This is a genomic window from Cycloclasticus zancles 78-ME (genome assembly GCF_000442595.1).
Classification (GTDB): Bacteria; Pseudomonadota; Gammaproteobacteria; order Methylococcales; family Cycloclasticaceae; genus Cycloclasticus; species Cycloclasticus pugetii.
Genome location: NC_021917.1, coordinates 369,919 through 393,862, shown reverse-complemented (window position 1 = coordinate 393,862; position 23,944 = coordinate 369,919). Strand labels below are relative to the sequence as shown.

The following is a 23,944-nucleotide window of genomic DNA, read 5'->3' as shown; positions in this document are numbered from 1 at the left end:
CGCGTTTAATCCATAAATAGCTGTGTTATTTGCTGCTAAACACTTATCCTTAAGCCCATGAAACTACTTAACCTCATTTCTCGCGGCATGGCGCCATTAACGCTCATATGCGCTGTGATCGCATTTTATCAACCCGCTATTTTTTTAATTTTTAAAGATTATTTTCTCTGGTTTTTTGCCGCCTCTATGTTTGCCTTGGGCGTAGTGTTAAAACCTGATGAATTAAAAACAACAATAAAAACTCCCAAACCGATCTTAATTGGTATCTTAAGCCAATACAGTATTATGCCCCTACTCGGCGCGACCGCCGCTTGGTTGGCCGGTTTACCAGCAGAAATAGCTTTAGGCGTTATTATTGTCGGTTGCGCACCCGGCGCAATGGCCAGTAATGTTATCGTATTCTTGGCCGGCGGAGCCGTCGCTTTCTCTGTCACGCTCACCACCATAGCAACATTCTTATCGCCTGCCTTAACTCCATTATTAGTTGAATGGTTAGGCGGCACTTACCTGCCAATTCCCTTTTGGCCGATGATGAGAACCATCTTACTAACGGTTTTACTGCCACTCACCTTTGGCATGCTGATTAGAAAAACCCTAGGTCAACATGCAAGGCCGCTCATTGAGTTCGCCCCTTCTATGGCTTCACTGGCCATTATTATTATCTGCGCTTATGCAGTTGCTGCTAACCACGACCGTTTAAATAGCATTACCCCTCAGTTGTTTTTAGTTATTATTTCCGTCAATGCACTGGGTTATTTACTCGGTTGGAGCATTGCAAAGTTTTCTCACTTTAGCGCCCCTTATCGCTTAACACTCGCGATAGAAATCGGCATGCAGAATGCGGGCTTAGGCGTGGCACTTGCCCTTAAACACTTTTCCCCCGAAACAGCCTTACCCGGTGCGTTGTTTGCTGTTTGGTGCATCCTAACCGGTGCGGGTGCTAGCGCTTGGCTACGCCACAAACAACGGTTAAACGCGTTAACAGACGAGGCAGAAAGAACTTAGTTTATCAATGGGTCTATTTTACTGACCGAAATAAATTAAGGACTACCCATGATTAAATGTATTAACAAACTTCAATCTGTCTTAAATAGTACTCGCTCAGTGGATTTTTTGGCACCGTTGGCATTAAGGCTCTATCTTGCACCCATTTTTTGGCTCGCTGGCACCCAAAAATTAGCGGCTTTTGATAGCACTGTCGACTGGTTTGGCAATGCTGATTATGGCTTGGGCTTACCTTTCCCCTATTTTATGGCTGCTGCTGCAACTTGGGGAGAAATTATTGGCGCCGTTCTTTTACTTATTGGCTTTGCTGTTAGGTGGGTTTCTATTCCGTTAATGATCACCATGGCTGTTGCTGCTGTGACCGTGCATTTACCCAATGGTTGGTTAGCCATTGCTGAAGGCAGCGGCTTGTTTGCCAATGAGCGAACTCGTGGCGCTGTTGAACGTCTCAACGTTGCAAAAGAGATTCTTCATGAACACGGGAATTACAACTGGCTCACCGAGAATGGTAGTGTCGTTATCTTGAATAATGGTATTGAATTTGCGAGCACTTATTTCATCATGTTACTTGTACTATTTTTTATGGGTGCGGGAAAATACCTTAGTTTAGATTTTTGGATTGCTAAAAAATTTAAGGGATAATTAAATTATGGATAGTCTATTTTCAATGAATGTTGCACTTTATTTATCAAGATCCATTGAGTTCTTAAGTGCTGCCTTTGTCTTTGCGTTGACCGCATTCCTCATACTTTCGGTTATTCTTTACGTCAAAGACCGCACGCAAAAAAAATCAACTATTTTAAGAAACTACCCGCTTATAGGCCGCTTTAGGTTCTTGTTTGAAAAGGGAGGCGAGTTTTTTCGACAATATTTCTTTGCCATGGATCGTGAAGAACTGCCTTTTAACCGCGCTCAACGAAGTTGGGTTTATCGGGCTGCAAAAAATTTAGATGCCACTGTAGCTTTTGGTTCAACCAAAGACCTACGACAGCCCGGTGCTATTATTTTCGTTAATTGCCCCTTTCCAAAACTGGAACATGAAAACGCTGCCTTAGGCCCAATCATGATAGGCCCCTATTGCAACAAACCATATTCAACGTCATCGGTTTTTAATATTTCGGGAATGAGTTTTGGCGCTATTTCCAAGCCTGCAGTACAGGCGCTTTCACACGGCGCTAAAAAAGCCGGCTGTTGGTATAACACCGGCGAAGGTGGCCTGTCCCCTTACCATTTGGAAGGTGATTGTGACCTGGTTTTTCAAATTGGTACCGCTAAATATGGCGTTCGCGATCAGCACGGACAATTAAGTGATGAGAAACTCGAATCGATTGCCCGACACCATCAAGTTAAAATGTTTGAAATTAAGCTCAGCCAAGGGGCTAAACCAGGAAAGGGAGGCATTTTACCCGGTTTAAAAGTCAGCCAAGAAATTGCCGATATTCGTGGCATACCCGCCGGTATGGATTCAATCAGCCCAAACCGTCACGTTGATGTTAATTCAACCACTGAGCTTTTGGATTTAATTGAACATGTCCGCCATGTAACCGGCAAACCGGTTGGCTTTAAAACCGTTGTCAGTTCGTGGCAATGGCTTGAGGAGCTGTGTGAATTAATCTGTTCTCGTGGCGAAGAATCCGCTCCCGACTTTATTACTATTGATGGTGGCGATGGCGGAACCGGTGCAGCGCCTATGTCATTAATTGATAATGTCGGACTAACGCTTACTGAGTCATTACCAGCGGTTGAGAATACCCTTCTTAAATATGGCCTTCGTAAACGTATTCGTATTATCGCTTCCGGCAAACGTATTAACCCTGCTGAGGTCGCTTGGGCTTTGTGCGCAGGCGCCGACTTTATCACCTCAGCACGTGGTTTCATGTTTGCTCTCGGCTGCATACAAGCCCTGCAATGCAATAAAAACACCTGTCCAACGGGCATCACTACACACAACCGTGACCTACAACGTGGTCTCGATCCAGCGAATAAAGCAAATCGCGTTGCTAATTATCAAAAGAACTTAGTTAAAGAGGTGTCTACTATTGCTCATTCGTGCGGTGTTTCAGGGCCAAGACGCTTACACCGGCACCACGCTCGTATCGTCATGCCAGATGGCATGTCCGTTCCATTAAACGAGTTACAGCCTTACCCTGACACCGCTATTAAATTACATTAATTGGCGTAAGTAGCTTGCAACGACTTCACTTGCAGGGCCATAGATTTTTTCTTTAAACTCTGACTCAACTTGAGAGGGCTCAAGGTTAAGCTCTACTGTATGGGCTCCGGCTTGATTAGCCATTTCTACAAAACCTGCAGCAGGGTATACATTGCCCGATGTCCCTATTGACAGAAACAAGTCACATTCGATAATCGCTCTGTAAATCTCATCCATTTGATAGGGCATTTCGCCAAACCAAACGATATCTGGTCGCAGGGTCTTTTGTTGTCCGCAGCACTCACACACCGAGTCTTCATTTAAATTTTCATAAACTGTAAATCGTTTTTCGCTCTGCTTACAAAAACACTTCAATAACTCGCCGTGCATATGGATAATATTTTTTGTGCCTGCTCGCTCATGTAAATTATCTATATTCTGCGTTACCACTAATACAGACAGTTCATTGTTTTTTTCTAGCTCAGCGATTGCAAGATGCGCCTCATTTGGTTTCACCTCGCCACTTAATAACTGCTGCCGACGCATATTATAAAAACGGTGAACCAATGCCGGGTTTCTTGCAAAGCCTTCAGGCGTAGCCACCTCTTCTATTCTATGTTCTTCCCAAAGCCCATCACTAGCTCTAAAGGTTTTAATGCCTGACTCTGCCGATACCCCTGCACCGGTTAATATAACGATTGATTTAGCGTTCTTCATTCATTAAAGCCTCATACCCTTGTTTATAAGTCGCATACCTAAACTGGTAACCGGCCTCGGCTAATTGCCGACTATCTATTCGCTTATTATGACTAGCCGTTTTATCTAATATCTTTGCACTACAAGAGGCTAACCCTCGTTTTTTTGTGATATAGCTTGCCACATTCCATTTTTCGGCAGGATCTAGGTCAGAGGCCAAATAAATACGCTCTAAGCCTTCATCATTCAACTGTTTAGTTAGCAAAAATTCAAGTACGCCGATACAGTCTTCTCGATGAATTCGGTTTGTATAATATGGAGGGACTTTTTGAATCTCTATGCCTCTTTTAAGCTGATTTATAAAGTAGTTTGAACGCCCATAAATTCCAGAAAACCTAATCACTGTTGCATGCTCATTAAACGCTAAAAACTGATCTTCAGCTTGCAACAAAAGCCGCCCTCTTTCGTCCATTGTCTCTGTTACTGACTGTTCATTCACCCACTCCCCTTGTTGCTGAGCATATACCCTTGTGGATGATATAAAAAATATCGGTAGCGTCGGGTTTTGCTGTTTTAATGCACTTAGCACCTGCTCTACCCCTATTTTAAACACATCTTTGTATGCAGAAATGTCTCGCCCTGTAGGAGACAATATATAAACAAGGCCATCAACATTAAAGTCTAACGCACCCACCTGTTCAGCATTCGTCACATCTGCCTGAATAAAATGAATATCTGAGGACTGAGTCTGCAAGGTTCTTCTCACCCCAGTAACTTCATGCCCTGTCGCCGCCAGCCTTTCAGCTAACCCCATGCCTACATCACCACACCCCATCACCATGATTTTCGCCATAATTATTCTTTTCTTTTATTTTTTTCTTCTATCCAAAGAGACATGTATTTTGTGCTTTTCATTAAATGATGTTTCAGCATAGCACCTTGAAAGTTATGCTGACGATGGGCGGCTAACTGATCTTTCACCGATATAATCCTTTCTATTAGCGGCTGCATAAACCGTGTTGATGAATAACACTGTTGCAATATATCCATACCTTGCGATTGGCATGTTTGCCACATCGACTTATTTGCATACAACTTCACTGCTAAGTCTGCAAACGCCTGCGGCTCATCTTCAACAAAACCGTTCCATGGCAAATCTCCATGCATAGCCTCTGCCCCTACTGATGAGGTAACGCTCGGCGTACCGTTCTCCATCGCATCTAATAATTTGCCTTTCAAGCCCGCTCCAAAACGCAACGGCGCTAAACATACTCGCGCACGTTGCATCACGGTTTCCACATTATCTGCCCGTCCTTTTATATAGAAACCATCTTTTTCTTTATTCAGCTGAAACGCTTTGGGGGGTGGATAGGCACCATAAATGAATAACTCTGCTGCCGATAACTGCTGCCTAATACGCGGCCATATTTCTTGCTTTAAATACTGCACAGAGTCCCAATTTGGCGCGTGCTTAAAATTACCAATACAGATAAAGCCGTTTCGCTCTTCATAGCTAGGCCAATTGTTAGCCTTATTCTGGGCATCTTTAGTATCTACCATAAAGGGGTGGTAATGAATCAAGGACTCATCCACTTTAAATACCGAGCTCAATAACGTCATCTCATAGCTTGAGATAATTAATGTTAGGTCTGTACGCAAAATACTCGCAATCTCTCGATAAGCGACATCGTTCATTAAATCAGCCTGCTTAAACTCCCTAGCTTTTTTTACTGCTATCTCACGTGCACTGCGTAAACAGTGTAGGTCTGATGTTTCCAGCATCGACATCGCTGTTGGGCAATGCTTTTCTACCCGCCAAGAGAATTGTTCTTCCACCATAAAGCGGTCATACAGAACGATATCTGGCGATAAATTGCTGATAAATACATCAAATGTAGCATCATTAACCGCAATACTTTGTCGTTTAATATTGAGCGACTCAAGCGGGTAACAATGCTCAGACGCCATTGCTGTGCAAGCATAGGTGATGGACCAGCCTTGCGCGTGAAACTGCTTTAATAAATCCATCATTCGCCGGCCCGCTGCAGACGATGTAGGCTCTGGCCAAAGAGCGGCGACAATTAATACCTTCATACGTTTATTTTATAGTGTTGCATAAAAAAGGGCCGGTAAAAACCAGCCCTTTTATTATTTACCGCGTACTAACTTATTTATTAGCTTCACGCTCTTTGGCTTCTTTAATCACTTCTTCAGCCACGTTTTTAGGACAAGGCATATAGTGAACAAACTCCATAGAGAACTGACCACGGCCTGATGTCATCGTACGTAAGTCACCAATGTAACCAAACATTTCGCTAAGTGGTACTTCAGCCTTAATACGTACACCTGTTGCGCCCGCATCTTGAGACTTGATCATGCCACGGCGACGGTTAAGGTCACCAATAACGTCACCGACGTGATCGTCTGGTGTGAACACGTCCACTTTCATGATCGGCTCCATTAGCTGCGCGCCTGCTTTAGGCATAGATTGACGGTACGCACCATTCGCTGCTAATTCAAACGCAACGGCTGATGAATCCACTGCATGGAAACCACCATCCATCAAGGTTACTTTAACGTCTACACAAGGGTAGCCCGCTAACACACCTTTTGCCATTTGCTTTTCGAAGCCTTTTTCAACCGCAGGCCAGTATTCACGAGGAACATTACCACCGGTTACTTTTGATTCAAAACTAAAGCCTTCACCGGTTTCAGCTGGTTCTAGAACATAATCAATTTTACCAAATTGGCCTGAACCACCTGATTGTTTCTTATGTGTGTAGCTATCTTCTAAGCGCTTAGTAATGGTTTCACGGTATGCCACTTGTGGTTTACCCACGCTCACATCAACACCATGGGTACGCTTAAGAATATCGATTTTAATATCTAAGTGAAGTTCACCCATTCCTTTAAGAATAGTTTCACCACTGTCTTCGTCTGTTTCAACGCGGAAGGATGGGTCTTCTTTGATCATTTTACCGATCGCAATACCCATTTTTTCTGAGCCGCCTTTATCTTTAGGTGACACAGCAATAGAGATCACTGGATCAGGGAATACCATTGGTTCTAAGGTTGCTGGGTTTTTAGGGTCACATAATGTATGACCTGTTTGTACATCTTTCATGCCTACAACAGCCACAATATCACCAGCCACAGCGCCGTCTAGCTCAATACGCTCATCGGCGTGCATCTCAACTAGACGACCAATTCGTTCCGTTTTGCCCGTGAAGGTATTTAAAACAGTATCCCCTTTATTCATTACCCCTGAGTAGATACGGATAAATGTTAAGGCACCAAAACGGTCATCCATGATTTTAAATGCTAACGCACGTAATGGACCTTTTTCGTCAACGATCGCAAAATTACCTGTTTCTTTACCTTCGTCATCTGTTTCTGGTTGAGGTTTCACTTCTGTTGGATTCGGTAAGAAGTCTACAACTGCATCCAATACTAATTGAATACCTTTGTTTTTAAAGGCAGAACCACAATATGTTGGGAAGAAGTCAAGTGCGATTGTTCCTTTACGGATACAACGTTTGATGTCGTCCATAGAAGGTTCTTCACCTTCAAGGTATGCTTCCATCAAGTCATCGTCTTGCTCAACCGCCATTTCAATAAGCTTTTCACGGTACTCTTCAACCTTATCAGCCATGTCAGCTGGAGGCTCACTCACTGTGTAGTTTTCAGGCTGACCAGAATCATCCCAAACGTATGCTTTACGTGTTAACAAATCAACAACACCTGTGAAGTCATCTTCAATACCAATTGGTAACACCATGACTAATGGATTAGCATCCAGCACATTCTCAACTTGATCAACCACACGGTAGAAATCAGCACCCATACGATCTAGCTTATTCACAAAAATAACACGAGCTACTTCAGATTCATTCGCATAACGCCAGTTTGTTTCTGACTGAGGCTCAACACCACCAGAACCACAGAAAACACCCACACCACCATCAAGCACTTTTAAAGAACGATACACTTCGATTGTGAAATCAACGTGTCCCGGTGTGTCGATAATGTTCATGCGGTGACCGTTCCACTCACAAGATGTTGCTGCAGATTGAATCGTAATTCCACGCTCAGCTTCTTGCTCCATAAAATCAGTTGTCGCTTCACCATCGTGAACCTCACCCGTTTTATGAATTTTGCCGGTTAATTTTAAGATACGTTCTGTCGTGGTGGTTTTACCCGCATCCACGTGGGCGAAAATACCAATATTTCTGTATTTGGATAAGTCAGTCATAAGTCTACGAAGGTTAAGTTAATAAAATGTTATCCAAACATCGCTTCCACGCTTACACCGAAAGTTAAGTAGTTTGAATGAACTCACTATTGTAGCACCTAAGTTAAGTCTATGAATAGACCAGAATTTATTATTAATTCGCCGCCGTCTCTCTATCCACGACTCTACCGAGTGATGGCCTTGCGCTAATTCGGTCACGGTAAGCGTCTAACTCTTTAGAGCCGGTGGGCATATCAAACGCCTTTGCCCAAAGAAGCGTCTGCGCCACTAGAATATCAATTGCAGAAAACGACTCACCTAAGGCAAACGTTTTATTCTCTAAACGCTGCGCCAATACCTTACAAGCTTTTAAAAACTCCCAACGCGCAATCTCAAGAATTTCTGGTACACGCTTCTCTTCAGGAAAAACAAACGTATGCTTTCCAGTCGTCCATAATGGCTGCTCTAACTCTGTGAGCACAAAGAAACACCATTCGTCATATTTTGCCCTTTGCTTGCTATTTGGCATTGGCACTAAATTTGACGCAGGATACTTATCTCCCAAGTACGTCATAATAGCCGCTGATTCTGTTAGTACAAAACCGTCGTCATCAATCGCTGGCACCTTGCCATCTGCGTGAACCTTTAGATAATCCTCCGCCTGCCCAGCTCCTTTTAACAACTCTATTTTGATGTACTCATAATCGACACCTAACTCTTCCAGCATCCAAACTACACGCGTGCTTCTCGACCTTGGGTAACCATATAATTTAATCATCGTGCTCTCCTAATTTTTCTTATAGCGTGTCCAGACCTCGCATAAAAAACCCGGCTAAGCCGGGCTTTTTATCTCGCTTATTTTGTTTACAGGTTGTAACCCGTTTCCTCATGCGAAACAACATCCAGTCCTTGCTGCTCCGCTTCTTCATCCACTCGCAGACCGCCGGTTAAAGCACCAACAAGTTTCAAAATAATGTAGGTGGAGACAGCTGTAAACACGATGGTTGTTACTACACCAATTGCTTGAACAGATAACTGGCCTGCTATTGTTGTAATACCATCGGCAAAACCATAACCGCTAAAAACACCTAACTGGGTGGATGCAAACACAGCAACTACTAAGGACCCTAAAATCCCCCCAACACCATGCACGGGAAAAACGTCTAATGAATCATCAATCTTCAACACACGCTTAATGTACTGTGTGGCGCCAAAACAAACCATTCCCGCCAACAAACCAATGATAAGCGCACCACCTGGGCCCACAAAACCTGACGCAGGTGTAATCGTACCTAAACCTGCAACCATCCCGGTAACGGCACCCAAAGCACTGGGTTTGCCAAATCTTTTCCACTCAATAGCCATCCAGGTAAAGGCCCCCATAGAGGCGGAAATATGCGTCACAATGATGGCCATTGCTGCATCACCATTGGCAGCCAAGGCGCTACCACCATTAAAGCCAAACCAACCCACCCAGAGCATACCTGCACCAGCAATCGTCATTGTTAAATTATGAGGAGGCATTGCTGTTGCTGGGAAGCCTTTCCTAGGGCCAATAACAAGTGCTGCCACTAAGGCCGCAACACCGGCTGTGATATGCACAACAATACCACCGGCAAAGTCATAAACACCCAATGCGCTTAACCAACCACCACCCCAAACCCAATGGGTAACGGGCACATAGACAACCAACAGCCAGATAGCACTGAATAACAGCATCGCAGAAAATTTCATTCTTTCTGCGAAGGCGCCTAGGATCAATGCAGGAGTAATAACCGCAAAGGTCATCTGGAACATTGCAAATAATGCTTCTGGAATATCGCCCGACAACGTTTCACGGCTAATACCAGAAAACATCACCCTTGATAAATCACCAATCCACGCATTACCTTCGCCAAACGCAAGACTATAACCGACAATTAACCATAATACAGACGAGACACAGGTAATCATAAAGCACTGCATAAACACAGACAGTACATTCTTAGTACGTACCAGTCCCGCATAAAACATTGATAGGCCGGGGATGGTCATAAAAAGCACAAGTGCTGTAGACGTTAAAATCCATGCAGTATTGGCACCGTTTAATTCCTCAGCACTGGCTAAAGTCGGCAAAAACAACAGACTTAAAAAGAGACGGCTATCAATTCCCCTGATCTTCATTTACAAAGCCTCAACGCCTGTTTCTCCGGTACGAATTCGAATTGCTCTTTCTAGATTCGTTACAAAAATTTTGCCGTCGCCAATTTTCCCAGTATTCGCCGCATTAATAATTGCATCAATCGCGCTATCTAACTGCTCTGTCGAAACCGCAATCTCTAACTTTACCTTTGGCAAAAAATCAACGACGTATTCAGCCCCACGATATAATTCTGTATGACCGCGTTGACGGCCAAAACCCTTAACTTCTGTCACAGTAATTCCTTCAAAGCCCGCAGCAGATAGAGCCTCTCGCACATCTTCTAATTTAAACGGCTTGATAATGGCTGTTATTAATTTCATACAAAACCTTTTATTATTAATTTAATTTTTCGATTCTGCATCAAAGCCGAGCATTCATCAACCTATTTTGGTGCAAACTGTTGATAGCCGCCTCTTAGCAAAAGCGGCTATCAATTAAAAAGCGGCAACAAGGGTTGATTAAAAGTGGCGTGCAAACTCCAGTTGAATAACATCGTCCTGGCGAAAAGGTGCAAGTGCATCATTGCTAGCAGCGGATATGAATCGCGCCTCTACACTTAATACCCAACTAACACCAATACGCCGGCTTCCCTCAAGGCTATAGAACTGAGTATTTTGGTCAACATCAGCAATAACGCCAAATAATAGCTCGCTTGACGCCGCGTCATTCATTGCTAAACGAGCACCCACAAATATATCATTATCAAAAGCAACGTCTGCACCGCGATCATCGTACAAATATTCCGCTATCAGACCAACATCAGCAGCAGATTCCATAACACCCACGAAAGTATATTCAAAACCACCTGTAAACGCGTTAAATGTTTCACCCTGCCCACTACGGTGTATCAATTCAACCTTCCAAAGCCACTCATCGAGCGTTGCTTGTACGTCTAGGCCAGTTTGATTAATAAGGTCGTAAAAAGGAACCAACGCGATACCACCCGCGGTCGCTGTAGGAATAATTCTTGGCTCACGGCTCGTGCCATAAAAGTGGGAGACCCCAACATCCCAATCATCAAACGTTTGATTCCAGCGCACAGCATAATCCACATGCTTATCCTTAGAATCAGATTGATAAGCGGTATGATCGTCTATCGCCGGTGTTGGGCGAAAACGCCCCTCTTTGCCTGAAAAAGTTCGCTCTCTAAAACCCGGCAGTACAAACAAATCAACTGTTCCCCAGTCTTTAATAAGCGACAAGTTAAGCATGGTTTGTCCAAGCTTATCTTCACCATCAAAGTTTTCAACCATATCGGACTGATTAATAATATCCACTAAGTGCTGTGATTCGGTCACCCCCCAAAACACTTTGCCAACGCCTAAGCGCACCTCCCAGTCTCGCTCGGCATGAATCCACATCAGCTCACGCAAATCTATATGTGTGCGTTGAGGATCTTGCTCATCCCAACGAAAAAATGAGCTAAAGATAAAAGCATCATCGCCATCATTCCAACTGTGATAAAACTCCGGCGCGGCTGAAAACGATACGCTTGCGTCATTAAACTGCTGCTGATCTAGAGCTGACTGCGTGAAATAGCGATACTCCCCCGCTACATACCCAGACCACTCGCTTGCGAAACCGGACGATAAGAAGGCGACCCCGCCTACCAACAGGCCGCCTACCATTGCTTTTTTAAAGCTCATTGACTTGTACTCAGTTATTAGCGCGCTCGTTTTAAGCTGCTTTTATTAAAGTCACGATCAGACAAACCTTTTTGAAACTCGTAGTTTGAAAAATCCAAGCGCGTCTCTTTTTTTGTTTGATGGTTCACCGTGTTTAATGAATCAGGGCGCCAATATTTACCCATGTACTGCTGGTAGCCGGTTGCTGTCGTCGTTTTTAACAAGGTATTTTTACGGTCATAATATTCAATTTTTAACGGTTGATACTTTTCTTTACTAATCCAAGCAATTAAACGCGTATATCCTGAATACTTATAGTTAGGCTTAGATTCAACAACAAACACCTCTTCACCATTAATGACTTCATCGCGTAAGTACAAATAGCTGAACTTTGCCACCTCACGGGATGATAAATCCTCAAAGGCAAACTCACTGCCCATAAAAGGGCCTGATTTATTTTTAGATGAAATACGCTTTACTCGTTTTAAAGCGGGCAGATATAACCATTGATCATCTGCCTCTAAAATATGCGTGAAGGATAAAAAAGCCGTGCCTTTAATATCAGCTGGCTCATCAAAAATAGTTAAGCCCTTATCGCCGTCGCCTTCTACCTCAAGGTTTTTAGATCGCATTTTTCTAATACTGACATCACCATTTGCATTCTTAAGTGTCATCACCATATCTGACGTCATATCGCCAAAACCGGCATCCCTCTTATCACCTTCTACCGCTATTTCCATGCCTTTTTCTTCCGGCGTTTGCGCGCTGGCCATTAACGGCAACAAAAGCACCAATAAACTGACTAATTTTTTCATGTTTTTTCCTTATCTAGTTTGAGTAATAAAATAGGTAACAGTAATAAATCCACCACCAAAGCGATCATAATAATCCACGTAGTTAGGGTGGCCATGTCTGAATTAAGCGCAAAAGGTGACAACATTAAAACACCAAATCCTGCACTGAGGATCAGTGTACTTATGGTTAACGCTTTGCCAACGTGGGTAAACGCATAAGTAATCGACTCTTCAGTGCTATAACCCTTTTCACGCTTAGCACGTAAATACTTACTTAAAAAGTGCACAGTATCATCTACCACAATGCCCAAGGTCATGCTCACCACAGCGGCTAAAGCCATATTCACCTCAACATAAAATAGACCCCAAAGACCAAAACCAATAATCACTGGGACTAAATTCGGCACCAAACTTAAAACGCCGACCTTAATGGAACGAAGTGCAAAAACTAGAATCATCGAAATAAGCACCAACGCCAATATAGAACCGCTAAGCATACCTTTGATATTTTTGTCTGTCAGATGAGCAAATATTAAAATCGATCCTGAGCCTTTTGCTTGCATACTCGCTGGCAAATGATCCTGCATCCATTGTTGCACACGCTGTTCAAAATCTAACAGCTCAACATTACTCATTTCTTCAACACCCACCACCAAAAGAGTGGCTGATTTATCAATGTTCACCTGGTTATTTAAATCCAAGCCATAGGGCAATGACATTTCATATAGCAGCAGATATTGCGCAGCCATTTCTCTACTTTCTGGCAACTTATACCAAGCGGGGTCATCTCCATGCATATTTTTATTCAACCGCCTTAAGGTATCGCTTAAAACATACGTATTAATAATTTCTGGTTGTTCTTTAAGCCACTGGGCAAACAGCGCTAAATGCTCTAGATATTGCGGATCACTGATGCCGCCCTTACCTTCAGCTGGTAAAGAGAACGATATTTGAAATAGGCCACCAACGGATTGATTAGCAAAATCAGAATCACCTCTAAACTCTACAGACTCATCAAAATATTTAAGAAATTGCTCTTCTGGTTTATTTAACGTAGCTGCATAAGCTGCAATGAACACAACCACTGCTGACACTAACAAGATAATATTTTGATACCGAATAACAAATTTAGACAAAGATGCTAAACGTTCTACAGCAATATCTTCCCCCGCTTTCACACGGACTGGCAGATAACTCATCATCGCTGGTAAAAACGTTAGCGACAGGCAGAAGGACACAAACACACCTGCTGCCACTAAGTTACCTAGATCATTAAAAGGTGGAGATTCACTAAAGTTCAAGCATAAAAAGCCAATCATCGTGGTGGCGCTTGTTAAAAATATAGGTTGTAAATTAATCCGTATACTCTCAAGCAAAGCCTCTTGTTTTGGAACTTTATGCTGCAAGCCATACATAAAAGTAACTAATAAGTGAACACTATTGGCGACTGCTAATACCATAATCATTTGCGCCGATGAAATAGACGCAGGTGTTAATTTTACTCCTGCATAACCGCCCAAACCTAAGGCAATAACATCGGAAAAAATAACGATCAATGTAATGCCGAATACTGCACTAATGCTGCGCAATAAAACAAACATGATGATAACCATCAATAACAAACTTACCGGCACTAACAAGGATAAATCATTCTCCCCCGCTTCAACAAAGGCATTATTTAAAAACGCTATGCCGGTAATATAAAAATTAACATTAGGGTAAGCCTTCTCAAACTTAGCCACCATGTCACGTGTGCTAGACACAACATCTTTTAGCTCTTTATCCGCGTCAACTTTTGGGTATTCAATGGTAATATTCAGTGCCGTAACACGGCCATCGGCAGAGACTAGCCTCTTCAATAGTAACGGGTCTGACAAACCGACTTGCTTAACTGTTTCGATATCCGCAGCCAGTAAATCTTCAGCTTCCTCATACAAGCTCTCAACAACTAAATCATCGTCTTCTGCATAGGTATTTTGGAAGTTTTGCAGCGAATCCACACGCCTAGAATGTGGAGTTTGCCAAGCGGATGTTGTCAGCTCTTCGAGAAGCTTGAGCACCTCTGGCTGAAAAACATCGCCTGTTTTTGGCTCAATTAAAATGAAGACGTTATCTGACTTTGTATAGGTATTTTCAACCTTATCGTAAGCCAATAATTCAGGGTTATCATCGGTAAAAAAAGCACGGTAATCATTATCAAACCCTAAATATTGCAACCCATTGCCAGCCGCTAGCAACACTAACAGGCTAACAGCAATAATCCATCCACGGTACTTAATAACCCACTGACTAAAATAGCCTTCTAAACGTTCCATCTAACGGTTTCTCTCTAACATCTTTATTAACAAATCAAACACCCTCATTAGCGTCTTGCTGCAACACCTTCGCTTTGTTGTTATCAAACTTTAACAATAGACCCGGCAAGAATAAGAAGTTTGCGGCTAGGGCAGCGACAATAATCCATACCGTTAACAGCGCCATATCGGTGGTCATCGCAAAGTGCGATGCCATCAGCACACCAAAACCAGCTATTAAAACGAGCGTACTAATGCCTAATGCTTTGCCTACATGAGTAAAGGCGTATGTAATGGACTCTTCTGTCGAATAGCCTTTTTCGCGTTTGGCACGCAAATATTTACTTAAGAAATGCACCGAGTCATCCACCACAATGCCTAACGTCATACTGACCACTACCGATAAGCCCATATGAACTTCACCGCTGAGCACGCCCCAAAGCCCAAAACCAACCCCTGCGGGTAATATATTGGTCACCAAGCTTAACAGGCCCATTTTAACCGAGCGCAAGGCCACCATTAAAATACCTGAAATAAGAATCAGTGCCAGCACCGACCCAACGATCATGCTGGTGGTATTAGTATCAGCCAAATGCGAGAACATCATCAAGGTGCCGGTACCAATGGTCGTCATTGTGCTGGGAACATTTGCTTTTAGCCAAGCCTGTGCTCTTTCCTCAAGCGCCATCAGTTCGTTATTGGTCATATCCCTGACGGTCGCGACCATCCGCGTTGCTGACTTGTCCACATTAACCTGATTATTCAAATCCAAACCATAAGGTAATGACATCTCATACAGCAGCGTATACTGCGCAGCCAAATCACGACTTTCTGGTAATTTTTGCCAAGCAGGGTCATCCCCATGCATATTTTTATTCAACCGCAGCATGGTATCGGTAAAAACAAAGACATTGATCGTCTCTGGCTGTTCTCGATACCAATCTGCAAATGCTTTTAAATTCTTAAGATATTCTGGTTCACTCACTCCGCCCTTTTCGTTGGCGGGAAGGGAGTATGTCAGCTGAAACGTGCCCCCCATAATATCCAGAGTTGCATCCGAATCAACGCGAAACTGTACGCTATGGTCAAAATACGTAGTGAAATGCTCTTCCGATGTATTCAGCGGTATCGCTGCGGCTGACAAAATGGCCACCACACACATTAACAGTAATAATGGACGATGAAATTTAATAGAAAATCTTGAGAATTTCTCTAAATAGGGGACTGCCGCATCCTCCCCGGGCTTAATTCGTACGGGCAAAAAACTCATGATGGCTGGTAAAAAAGTCAGCGAAAAAACCATCGATGCAAAAACACCAACCGCTACCAAATTCCCTAAATCTCTATACGGTGCTGATTCATTAAAATTCATCCCCAAAAAGCCAATCATCGTGGTCACACTGGTCAAGAAAATGGGTACTAAATTAATCCGTAAGCTTTCTTTTAACGCCTCTGTTTTCGCCACATTATGTTGCAAATCAAAAATGAAGGTGACCAGCATATGCACACTATTAGCTACCGCCAACACCATAATCATTTGCCCAGACGCCACTGATGCGGGTGCCAACAGAACCCCAGCATAACCACCCAACCCAAAGGCTACGACGGTTGACATAAAAATAACCAAGGTCACCCCGAACACTGCACTAACACTGCGTAATAATATGGTTAGAAATAAAACCATCACCACAAAACTGATCGGGAAAAGTGTTTCCCCATCCCCTTGACCAGACTCAACGAAGGCATTATTCATAAATGCCATCCCTGTTATATAAAACTTTACTGTGGGGTATTTTTCTTGGTATTTTTTTACCAATTCACGTGCATGAGCCACTACTTCACGTAACTCTTCTTCAGGCTCAATATCGGGGAATTCAATCGTTACATTAACAGCTGTTGCACCACCATCTTTTGAGATAATCCGCTTATAAAGAAGTGGGTCACTTAGCGCCACCGATTTAACCCGCTGAATATCGTCCTGTTCTAATGAGCTGGCCTCTGCATACAAATCCTCTACAATAAGGTCATCATCTTCTGCATACGTATTTTGAAAATTCTGAATTGAATCAACCCTTAAAGAATAAGGTATTTGCCATGCCTCTTCCGTCAGGTTCTCAACGAGGGTTAATATTTCCTTTTCAAAAACATCGCCTGTTTCAGGCGCAATAAGAATAAACACATTATCCGATTTAGAATAGGTTGCTTCATTCTGATTAAACGCCATCAAATGTGGGCTATCGTCTCTAAAATAAACTCTATAATCCGGCGTAAACCCAAGGTATTGAACACCAAGCCCAGAGACAATGACGACTAACACGCTTAACACTATAATCGCTACACGGTAACGTATAACCCATTCACTAAAATTTGTTTCTAAACGATGCATGATTAGTCTCTTACTTTTAAACCTATAATAATTAAATTGAGCACACTGCTCAGGCGTTCTTCTAGCTGCTCTAATGTTTGATGATGCATAAAGGTGAGTGCACAAAAATTACCCAAGAAGCCGTAGTCACCAAGCCGCTTTCTATAAATTATCTATAGAGCAGCCATGCTGCTGTTAGTTTTTTAACAAAAAAAATGTGCAAATAGATAGTTCATCTTCCTTTTTATTAACAATTTCCATATTTTTCTCGCCTTAGGCCATAACCAAGGTATTAATAGCAAGGTGAGTCCCTAGCTGGTCAACTGTTAAAAGCAACAACTTCAATAATATTTGACGTACTTGAGACATAACCATATAAATTGGAAGCATACACCCCAAAGTCTTCCGTCATCCTCCCCGTTTTTTTAAACCCTAACATTAAAAAAAACGGAAAACCTAAAACTTACAAAGGGGCGAGCCCATTCCCACTGTATAGCTCTATCCCTCTAATCTATACCCAACCAGCTTTAATATTGGCTTCCTCAGCCAACTTTTTCTCAGCTTCATTAGCCATTTTTTCATCCCAAATAGCTAATTGAGGCTTAACTATTTTAGCTTCCCAAATAGGCGGCACAAATGCGCAAATAAAGCATAGCGCTATACTCGGTAGCTGTGGTGCTTCTGGGTATGGCTGCAAGTCCGTATAAAAACGCGTAGGTTTTAAGTGGTGCTCAGAGTGATTAGATATTTCGAATGAAAGCGCTCGGCTTAATGGCTTTAGTTGATTCCATGAATGTCGCGTTTCAATAGGCTCACCAATAACTCGGATCAGGCCATAATGCTGAGTATAGTTAAAGCCACCTAGCACTAGATAAAAAATAATCATAGTTAATATATACAATGGCAAGGCTTGAATACCTGCAATCGAAAACCAAATAATCAACCAAGTCGACATTAATATAACCGATTGAAAGAAACGGCTTTGAGGCGACCAAAAAGAAGTTTTAGTTTTTTTCAGACGGCCTTTTTCAATCTCAATCGAGTCTTTCATTTGTCCCCATAAAGACCTAAAGGCAAACGTATAAACCGACTCACCTCTGCGAGGTGTATCACTGTCTTCAGAAGTAGCGACCTTCAAATGGTGACCTTTAACATGCCCGAGATCATTCATCGGGAGTAAGAACACTGTGAGATACAAAGTACAGTAAAAGCGATCCAATGTACCATGACGATGCATCAGCTCATGAGCTGGAGGCAAACCACCCAGCGCAGTTAAAAAGGACAGTGAAAAAATACCACCCATAATCTCCAGCACACTACCACTCGACGTGCTCAACATATCGGCAAACATTAACCAGAGCATGACAATTAATGGTAACTGGCAATAAAGGACGAAATGCTGCAAGCCTGTCGCCCGAACATCATGCAACTGCTCATCACGAGGCAAACTTACATCCAACACAACAAGACAAATAAACGCCGCTGTGCCTAACCAAACCCAAAGGCCACCAAGATAAAACCCTAACACGCCCAACATTAACATTAACGACCCTGAAAAATAGCGTGGGGCAACCACTTTATTTTTTGTTTTTTCCATTTTCAGCTCTCCAACATCTAATGACTTATTAAAAATAGTATTTATATCATTTTTTTCTAATATATGCTCGTAACTAATACTATTGTTTACAAATATCTACTGTCTGGGGGCTCTATGCCGCAACAAGTTAAAGTCTATATAGATAACGAAGGTTTATTGGGGATGGGAGGCACCCTATAACACTAACTAAGTAGTATTTAGCCCCCTATTATGAGCGGATTATTTGACGAATTCTTATACAGGGTTAACCTAAGGCGCTGTGTTTCCAATCACTTTTTACGCCAGCTCTAACTGATTATTCAATCTTTTTTTAACTCAGCCTCTTCTTCAACGGGTTCATCCGAATCTTCCGTTGTATCAGGGCTACGCAACACCTCAACATGTCCGTCAAGCTGACCTATTTCAAGCTCTTCTTCAGCCTCTGGCTCAATGGTTGGTGTCGCCGTATTAACACTCTTTACATCTGACTCTGACTGTTCACCAGCATCATCGTCAGCACTATCTGAGTCTGCTAGCGCATCGAGATCAAGCGAGACTTCAATATCATCATTTACTTGAACCGATTCTTGTTCGCTACCAACTGTTGTCTGCACAGGTTGAACTGGCTGTACCACTGGAGCAACTGGAACTTGTGTTGATGAAAGAATCTCAGCATTTAATAACCCCACATCCAAGTGCTCTGCTGATAAGCCATAAACGGCTTCGGAAAAGGAAGCAATATCCTTCGAGTCTAAACTAAGTTGCGCTACCGCAAACTTTTTAACACAATTGGCTTCCGCACCCACCAAGCGGTCGGCGTTTTGCCCTGCTTGATCAGCTGCAATTCCCTGTGCTTTGAACGTGTTTTCTAGTGTTTCTTTTCTGCCTTGCGCTTCTTTATCGACCTTTTTAACCAGCCCTGTGATCTGACTCTGTAGGGCTTCCTTTTTCTTATAGACTTTAAACAAAAGCAAGCCAACAATCGCTGTTAAAACAAATACCAACTCAATTAATAAAATTAAAAACGACTCACTCATTTAAATACTCCGTTTATTCATCGCGTTAATATTACTCGCCGCCTGGTTTGTCACAAGCCGCCTTAAACCCCTAACGTTTTGCTCAACTGCTCATCCTTAACGGTCATTTTCTTCTTAAATAACTTAAAGCCAAAAAAACCAGCCACAGCTAACACTATATTAACAAGCAATACGACCCCGCTGGTTAAGGCCCAATTTGATGCTTCCTCTACTGACTCAACAACAGGTTCAAGCTCACCCTCTTCGCCCGCTACAATACTGGACAAATCTGGACATTGAAAAATCTGCTGCTCTGTGAGCCCCTCTTCAGGCAGCACAATACCGGCTTGCTCAAGTACTTTATCGAACACCGGGTTGATTTCCACATAATTAACTTTAGGCTTTTGTTTGACATAAAAAGACAGCGTTTCTATCCGCTCAAAGGTATTTCCAACAGCCCTAACTATTAGCTCATAAGGGCCGACCTTAAGGTTTTTTCCAATATCAACAAAAAAATACCCGCCGTTGATCATATCTAACTGCATTGGAAGCACTTCTTTGTCCCCTCGTTGATTTATAATCTCGACCGTCGCATCGATAACATCTAACAGATTGCTATTTTTCAGAAGCTTACCTTTGTCTGTCATGAGCATTCTAATGCGTGTATCGGAACCCGAAAAAATCTCTTTTGGCATGTTTTCAACAGCCATTTGCAAATTCGTGGTGATGAAGATTTCATTGTCTGGGTCAGCCGCTGCAATCAACCTCCACTCACCAGCCATTGGCTTAGTGACTGTCACAATGTCATATTTCTTTTCACGGTGCCAACTAACACCGCTTCTATTACTGCTACGTCCAAAATCCATACCCTCCGGGTCATCCAACTGGGTAGTACCAAAGCCTTTTTTTCTAAAAACAACTGCGGTGAATTGTCTTACGGTTTCATCAACTGTAAATGTATTCGCAATTAATGGGATACTATTTCTCTCAACCAAGCGTTTACTAACCCTCAGCAATGCTCGTTCTAGTTGTGCAGCTGTTTTGGCCACATCAAACCAACCGAGTGTTTCATTAGCCACTGTTTCTAAAAAATCAAGATCCGCATCATCAGAAAATCCAACCGTATGAACACTAACATCAACTTCCTTTAAACGCGCTACCTGGTAATTGAGTATTCGTTCTTTAGACGCCACATTATCTTTCATGAGTTTTCCTGACGTTACTTTTCCGTCGCTTAAAAGAACAATGTGCCGACGTGCATTCTTGTCTTTTTCTACCCAATCCAGCGAAGCCACCGCAAGCGCTTTTTCAATATCCCCTGTTTTATTAGATGATTGAATTTTTTCTACATTCTTAAGAGCCTGCGTTTTCCACGAAATACCGGATTTACCCGCTTTCATGATCTCTGTTGGCATCTCATCAAACATCCAAATACCAACGTTTGCATTATTCGGCAAGAGATTGATGAACAGTTTGAGCGCCGATATTCTATGGTTTTCTGGGTCACTTATTTTCATCCTCTCGGACACATCGACCAAGACGCGAACTTCGATGGCATTATTTTTATTAAAATCTACGGCCTGAACAGATGTGACCATCAAGGCAAAAAGTAATAAACACGTTAGGGAAAAATGCGTAATCTTTTTCATAAATTCAGTTAAGCGCTATTTAAGCAGCCGTGAAATTGGTTATGTAGGTAAAGTGTATATCGGCAAGCGTTCAAATAACTTAAATATAAACCGTGCAGCAAGAAATAGGCGCTCGCTAATGGCACCAAAATATAACAAGATTTTCTGAAATAACGTTGTTAAAGGCGCAACAACGCGCCAACAGCTCTGGTTTTAGGCGCTACGTTCAGCTAAAACTGATACCGCAGGCAAGGCCTTACCCTCTAAAAATTCCAAGAAAGCACCACCACCTGTTGATATATAAGAAACCTGATCGGCAATGTCGTACTTATCCACTGCCGCTAACGTGTCGCCGCCACCTGCAATTGAAAAACCATCACTGTCTGCAATTGCCTGTGATAATACCTTTGTTCCACCTGCAAATTGGTCAAACTCGAACACGCCCAAAGGTCCATTCCAAACAATTGTTCCGGCCGCTTTAACGATACCCGCATATTGGGCAGCTGTTTGAGGGCCAACATCTAGGATTAAGTCATCCTCTTCAACATCTTTGACTGATTTGACTGTCGCTTGTGCTGCTTCTGAAAATGTTTTACCGCAAACCACATCAACCGGAACCGGGATGCTCGCACCATTCTGCTCTGCTTTTAACATTAACGCTTTCGCCTCATCAATCAAGTCTGGCTCATACAACGACTTGCCAACCGAATAACCTTGAGCGGCAATAAAAGTATTCGCTATACCACCGCCAACAATTAGTTGATCAACCTTGTCTAACATCGAGTCCAGCACCGTCAATTTAGTCGACACTTTTGCACCACCTACTATCGCCAGCATCGGCTGAGCCGGTTCAAATAGTGCCTGACCTAAAGCATCTAATTCAGCTGATAATAACGGACCTGCGCATGCAATCGGTGCAAATTTGGCAACGCCATGTGTTGAGGCTTGTGCGCGGTGAGCCGTGCCGAACGCATCCATCACAAACACATCACATAGAGCGGCCATTTTTTTCGACAACACTTCGTCATCTGCTTTTTCACCAACATTGAAACGTACATTTTCACAAAGAATAATATCACCCGGCTGACCACTGACCCCATCCAACCAATCTTTTTCTAAGCGCACTGGTTTTCCCAACAAGGTAGACAAATGCTCTGCCACTGGTTTCAAACTAAAGGTCTCATCATACTGTCCTTCAATTGGGCGCCCGATATGTGACATTAACATCACCACCGCACCTGCATTGTGCGCCTGTTGGATGGTTGGCAGACTAGCCCTAATACGCGCATCACTGGTTACTTTCCCTGCCTTAATAGGCACATTCAAATCTTCTCTGATCAGTACGCGTTTGCCAGATAAATTTATATCTTGCATCTTTATAATCGTCATCTGAGTTCCTTTATGTTTCTTAATTCGTCATCATCGCTTGCGCGGTGTCCAGCATTCGATTTGAAAAGCCCCACTCATTATCAAACCAGCCAACGACCTTAACGAGCCGACCTGATGTCACCTTAGTTTGCGTAGCATCAAAAACACACGAAGCAGGATGAGCGCTAAAGTCTGTTGACACTGCATTTTCCTCACTATAACCAAGCGCCCCTTGCAGACTAGCACTGGCTGCCTGCCGCATTCGCTCATTAACCTCAGCGACTGTTGTCTGATTTTTACTGCTAAAGGTCACATCCAGCATCGCTACACTGATAGTAGATAAGCGAATAGAAAGCCCATCTATTTTTCCTTTCATGTGCGGCAACACTAGGCCAATAGAGTTTGGTGAATTTGTTTTAGTTGGAATCATGGGTATTTGCTCAACCATTGACTCATGCCTATCATCGTAAGCATGTAAAGTTGTGCTTAAACCGTACTCAACGCCCATCGCAGCATCTAAAACACTTACCATGTGGGCTAAACAATTTAATGTGCAAGAGCCATTTGAAACGACTTTATGTTCTGCTTTTAGATCTGCCTGGTTTACACCGTACACTATCGTGGCATCAACCTTATCATCTGATAGGGCAGAAATAAGGACTTTTTTAGCCCCTGCCAAAATATGCATATGGGCGGATTCTGCTTGAGTAAATTGCCCTGTACACTCAAGCACTACATCAATATTCAGCGATTTCCAAGGCAGTTTCACAGGGTTTGCCTGTGACGAATAATGCACATCCCTACCTGCCATCAGCAGGGTGTTCTTATCAGTAGACAGCTTTATGTTCAGCCCAGATAAATCATTTTTTACATGCTCGGCTACGGTGCTAAATGACTCAATGTCATTAATGGCTACCACCTGAATCTGCTCTTGACGGTTAGACGCATACAGTGCCTTGAGTACACTGCGCCCAATTCGACCAAACCCATTAATGGCTATACGAATACCCAT

19 protein-coding genes are annotated in these 23,944 nt (G+C 42.9%); 3 read left to right on the top strand and 16 right to left on the bottom strand.

Features of this window, described 5'->3' with window-relative positions:
• Positions 1-57 precede the first annotated feature (57 nt).
• From CYCME_RS01930 to CYCME_RS01920, 3 genes are read left to right on the top strand one after another with little or no spacing between them, the layout of a single operon-like run.
• Positions 58-1,005 carry a bile acid:sodium symporter family protein gene (locus CYCME_RS01930; protein WP_020931968.1) on the top strand — a complete coding sequence of 316 codons (948 nt, stop codon included), beginning with the start codon at positions 58-60 and terminating at the stop codon, positions 1,003-1,005.
• Between the two features lie 48 nt (positions 1,006-1,053).
• Positions 1,054-1,647 carry a DoxX family protein gene (locus CYCME_RS01925; protein WP_020931967.1) on the top strand — a complete coding sequence of 198 codons (594 nt, stop codon included), beginning with the start codon at positions 1,054-1,056 and terminating at the stop codon, positions 1,645-1,647.
• Between the two features lie 7 nt (positions 1,648-1,654).
• Positions 1,655-3,178: an FMN-binding glutamate synthase family protein gene (locus CYCME_RS01920; RefSeq protein WP_015006838.1), complete on the top strand. Its 1,524-nt coding sequence runs from the start codon at positions 1,655-1,657 to the stop codon at positions 3,176-3,178.
• Here CYCME_RS01920 and cobB read toward each other — a convergent pair.
• The 16 genes from cobB to CYCME_RS01840 all read right to left on the bottom strand — a co-directional run bounded on the left by cobB (position 3,170) and on the right by CYCME_RS01840 (position 23,944).
• Positions 3,170-3,874 (bottom strand): Sir2 family NAD+-dependent deacetylase, encoded by a 705-nt coding sequence (cobB, locus tag CYCME_RS01915; protein WP_015006839.1) that lies wholly within the window; start codon positions 3,872-3,874, stop codon positions 3,170-3,172. The genes CYCME_RS01920 and cobB overlap by 9 nt on opposite strands.
• Positions 3,861-4,706 (bottom strand): NAD-dependent epimerase/dehydratase family protein, encoded by an 846-nt coding sequence (locus CYCME_RS01910; protein ID WP_020931966.1) that lies wholly within the window; start codon positions 4,704-4,706, stop codon positions 3,861-3,863. The genes cobB and CYCME_RS01910 overlap by 14 nt, the downstream gene beginning before the upstream one ends.
• 2 nt (positions 4,707-4,708) lie before the next feature.
• Positions 4,709-5,947, bottom strand: coding sequence for a glycosyltransferase (locus CYCME_RS01905; protein WP_020931965.1), 1,239 nt, complete (start codon positions 5,945-5,947; stop codon positions 4,709-4,711).
• A gap of 73 nt (positions 5,948-6,020) precedes the next feature.
• A complete protein-coding gene (gene fusA / locus CYCME_RS01900; protein ID WP_015006842.1) occupies positions 6,021-8,105 on the bottom strand; it encodes an elongation factor G in 2,085 nt (694 codons plus the stop codon).
• Between the two features lie 133 nt (positions 8,106-8,238).
• Positions 8,239-8,862, bottom strand: a complete 624-nt coding sequence (locus tag CYCME_RS01895) for a glutathione S-transferase family protein (RefSeq protein WP_020931964.1) — start codon at positions 8,860-8,862, stop codon at positions 8,239-8,241.
• A gap of 86 nt (positions 8,863-8,948) precedes the next feature.
• Positions 8,949-10,247 (bottom strand): ammonium transporter, encoded by a 1,299-nt coding sequence (locus CYCME_RS01890; protein WP_020931963.1) that lies wholly within the window; start codon positions 10,245-10,247, stop codon positions 8,949-8,951.
• On the bottom strand, positions 10,248-10,586 hold the full coding sequence (locus tag CYCME_RS01885; protein ID WP_015006845.1) for a P-II family nitrogen regulator: 339 nt from the start codon (positions 10,584-10,586) through the stop codon (positions 10,248-10,250).
• A gap of 138 nt (positions 10,587-10,724) precedes the next feature.
• Positions 10,725-11,912 (bottom strand): hypothetical protein, encoded by a 1,188-nt coding sequence (locus tag CYCME_RS01880; protein ID WP_020931962.1) that lies wholly within the window; start codon positions 11,910-11,912, stop codon positions 10,725-10,727.
• A gap of 17 nt (positions 11,913-11,929) precedes the next feature.
• Positions 11,930-12,706 carry an outer membrane lipoprotein-sorting protein gene (locus CYCME_RS01875; protein WP_015006847.1) on the bottom strand — a complete coding sequence of 259 codons (777 nt, stop codon included), beginning with the start codon at positions 12,704-12,706 and terminating at the stop codon, positions 11,930-11,932.
• Entirely contained in the window at positions 12,703-15,000 is a 2,298-nt protein-coding gene (locus CYCME_RS01870) for an efflux RND transporter permease subunit (protein ID WP_020931961.1), read from the bottom strand. Before CYCME_RS01870 ends, CYCME_RS01875 begins: the two co-directional genes overlap by 4 nt.
• 34 nt (positions 15,001-15,034) lie before the next feature.
• Positions 15,035-17,365: an efflux RND transporter permease subunit gene (locus CYCME_RS01865; protein WP_020931960.1), complete on the bottom strand. Its 2,331-nt coding sequence runs from the start codon at positions 17,363-17,365 to the stop codon at positions 15,035-15,037.
• A gap of 490 nt (positions 17,366-17,855) precedes the next feature.
• On the bottom strand, positions 17,856-18,941 hold the full coding sequence (locus CYCME_RS01860; RefSeq protein WP_015006851.1) for an alkane 1-monooxygenase: 1,086 nt from the start codon (positions 18,939-18,941) through the stop codon (positions 17,856-17,858).
• Between the two features lie 299 nt (positions 18,942-19,240).
• Entirely contained in the window at positions 19,241-19,957 is a 717-nt protein-coding gene (locus tag CYCME_RS01855; RefSeq protein ID WP_015006852.1) for a hypothetical protein, read from the bottom strand.
• Positions 19,958-20,019: 62 nt separating this feature from the next.
• Positions 20,020-21,585: a vWA domain-containing protein gene (locus CYCME_RS01850; RefSeq protein WP_020931957.1), complete on the bottom strand. Its 1,566-nt coding sequence runs from the start codon at positions 21,583-21,585 to the stop codon at positions 20,020-20,022.
• Positions 21,586-21,777: 192 nt separating this feature from the next.
• Positions 21,778-22,953, bottom strand: a complete 1,176-nt coding sequence (locus tag CYCME_RS01845; protein WP_020931956.1) for a phosphoglycerate kinase — start codon at positions 22,951-22,953, stop codon at positions 21,778-21,780.
• A gap of 19 nt (positions 22,954-22,972) precedes the next feature.
• Positions 22,973-23,944 (bottom strand): type I glyceraldehyde-3-phosphate dehydrogenase, encoded by a 972-nt coding sequence (locus tag CYCME_RS01840; RefSeq protein ID WP_020931955.1) that lies wholly within the window; start codon positions 23,942-23,944, stop codon positions 22,973-22,975.

Coding starts and splice junctions, on each gene's coding strand:
- CYCME_RS01910 (WP_020931966.1), bottom strand. CDS start 4,706: ATGGCGAAAATCATGGTGATGGGGTGTGGTGATGTAGGCATGGGGTTA.
- cobB (WP_015006839.1), bottom strand. CDS start 3,874: ATGAAGAACGCTAAATCAATCGTTATATTAACCGGTGCAGGGGTATCG.
- CYCME_RS01905 (WP_020931965.1), bottom strand. CDS start 5,947: ATGAAGGTATTAATTGTCGCCGCTCTTTGGCCAGAGCCTACATCGTCT.
- CYCME_RS01920 (WP_015006838.1), top strand. CDS start 1,655: ATGGATAGTCTATTTTCAATGAATGTTGCACTTTATTTATCAAGATCC.
- CYCME_RS01850 (WP_020931957.1), bottom strand. CDS start 21,585: ATGAAAAAGATTACGCATTTTTCCCTAACGTGTTTATTACTTTTTGCC.
- CYCME_RS01875 (WP_015006847.1), bottom strand. CDS start 12,706: ATGAAAAAATTAGTCAGTTTATTGGTGCTTTTGTTGCCGTTAATGGCC.
- CYCME_RS01895 (WP_020931964.1), bottom strand. CDS start 8,862: ATGATTAAATTATATGGTTACCCAAGGTCGAGAAGCACGCGTGTAGTT.
- CYCME_RS01885 (WP_015006845.1), bottom strand. CDS start 10,586: ATGAAATTAATAACAGCCATTATCAAGCCGTTTAAATTAGAAGATGTG.
- CYCME_RS01865 (WP_020931960.1), bottom strand. CDS start 17,365: ATGCATCGTTTAGAAACAAATTTTAGTGAATGGGTTATACGTTACCGT.
- CYCME_RS01840 (WP_020931955.1), bottom strand. CDS start 23,944: ATGGGTATTCGTATAGCCATTAATGGGTTTGGTCGAATTGGGCGCAGT.
- CYCME_RS01880 (WP_020931962.1), bottom strand. CDS start 11,912: ATGAGCTTTAAAAAAGCAATGGTAGGCGGCCTGTTGGTAGGCGGGGTC.
- CYCME_RS01855 (WP_015006852.1), bottom strand. CDS start 19,957: ATGAGTGAGTCGTTTTTAATTTTATTAATTGAGTTGGTATTTGTTTTA.
- CYCME_RS01860 (WP_015006851.1), bottom strand. CDS start 18,941: ATGGAAAAAACAAAAAATAAAGTGGTTGCCCCACGCTATTTTTCAGGG.
- CYCME_RS01930 (WP_020931968.1), top strand. CDS start 58: ATGAAACTACTTAACCTCATTTCTCGCGGCATGGCGCCATTAACGCTC.
- CYCME_RS01925 (WP_020931967.1), top strand. CDS start 1,054: ATGATTAAATGTATTAACAAACTTCAATCTGTCTTAAATAGTACTCGC.
- CYCME_RS01890 (WP_020931963.1), bottom strand. CDS start 10,247: ATGAAGATCAGGGGAATTGATAGCCGTCTCTTTTTAAGTCTGTTGTTT.
- fusA (WP_015006842.1), bottom strand. CDS start 8,105: ATGACTGACTTATCCAAATACAGAAATATTGGTATTTTCGCCCACGTG.
- CYCME_RS01870 (WP_020931961.1), bottom strand. CDS start 15,000: ATGGAACGTTTAGAAGGCTATTTTAGTCAGTGGGTTATTAAGTACCGT.
- CYCME_RS01845 (WP_020931956.1), bottom strand. CDS start 22,953: ATGACGATTATAAAGATGCAAGATATAAATTTATCTGGCAAACGCGTA.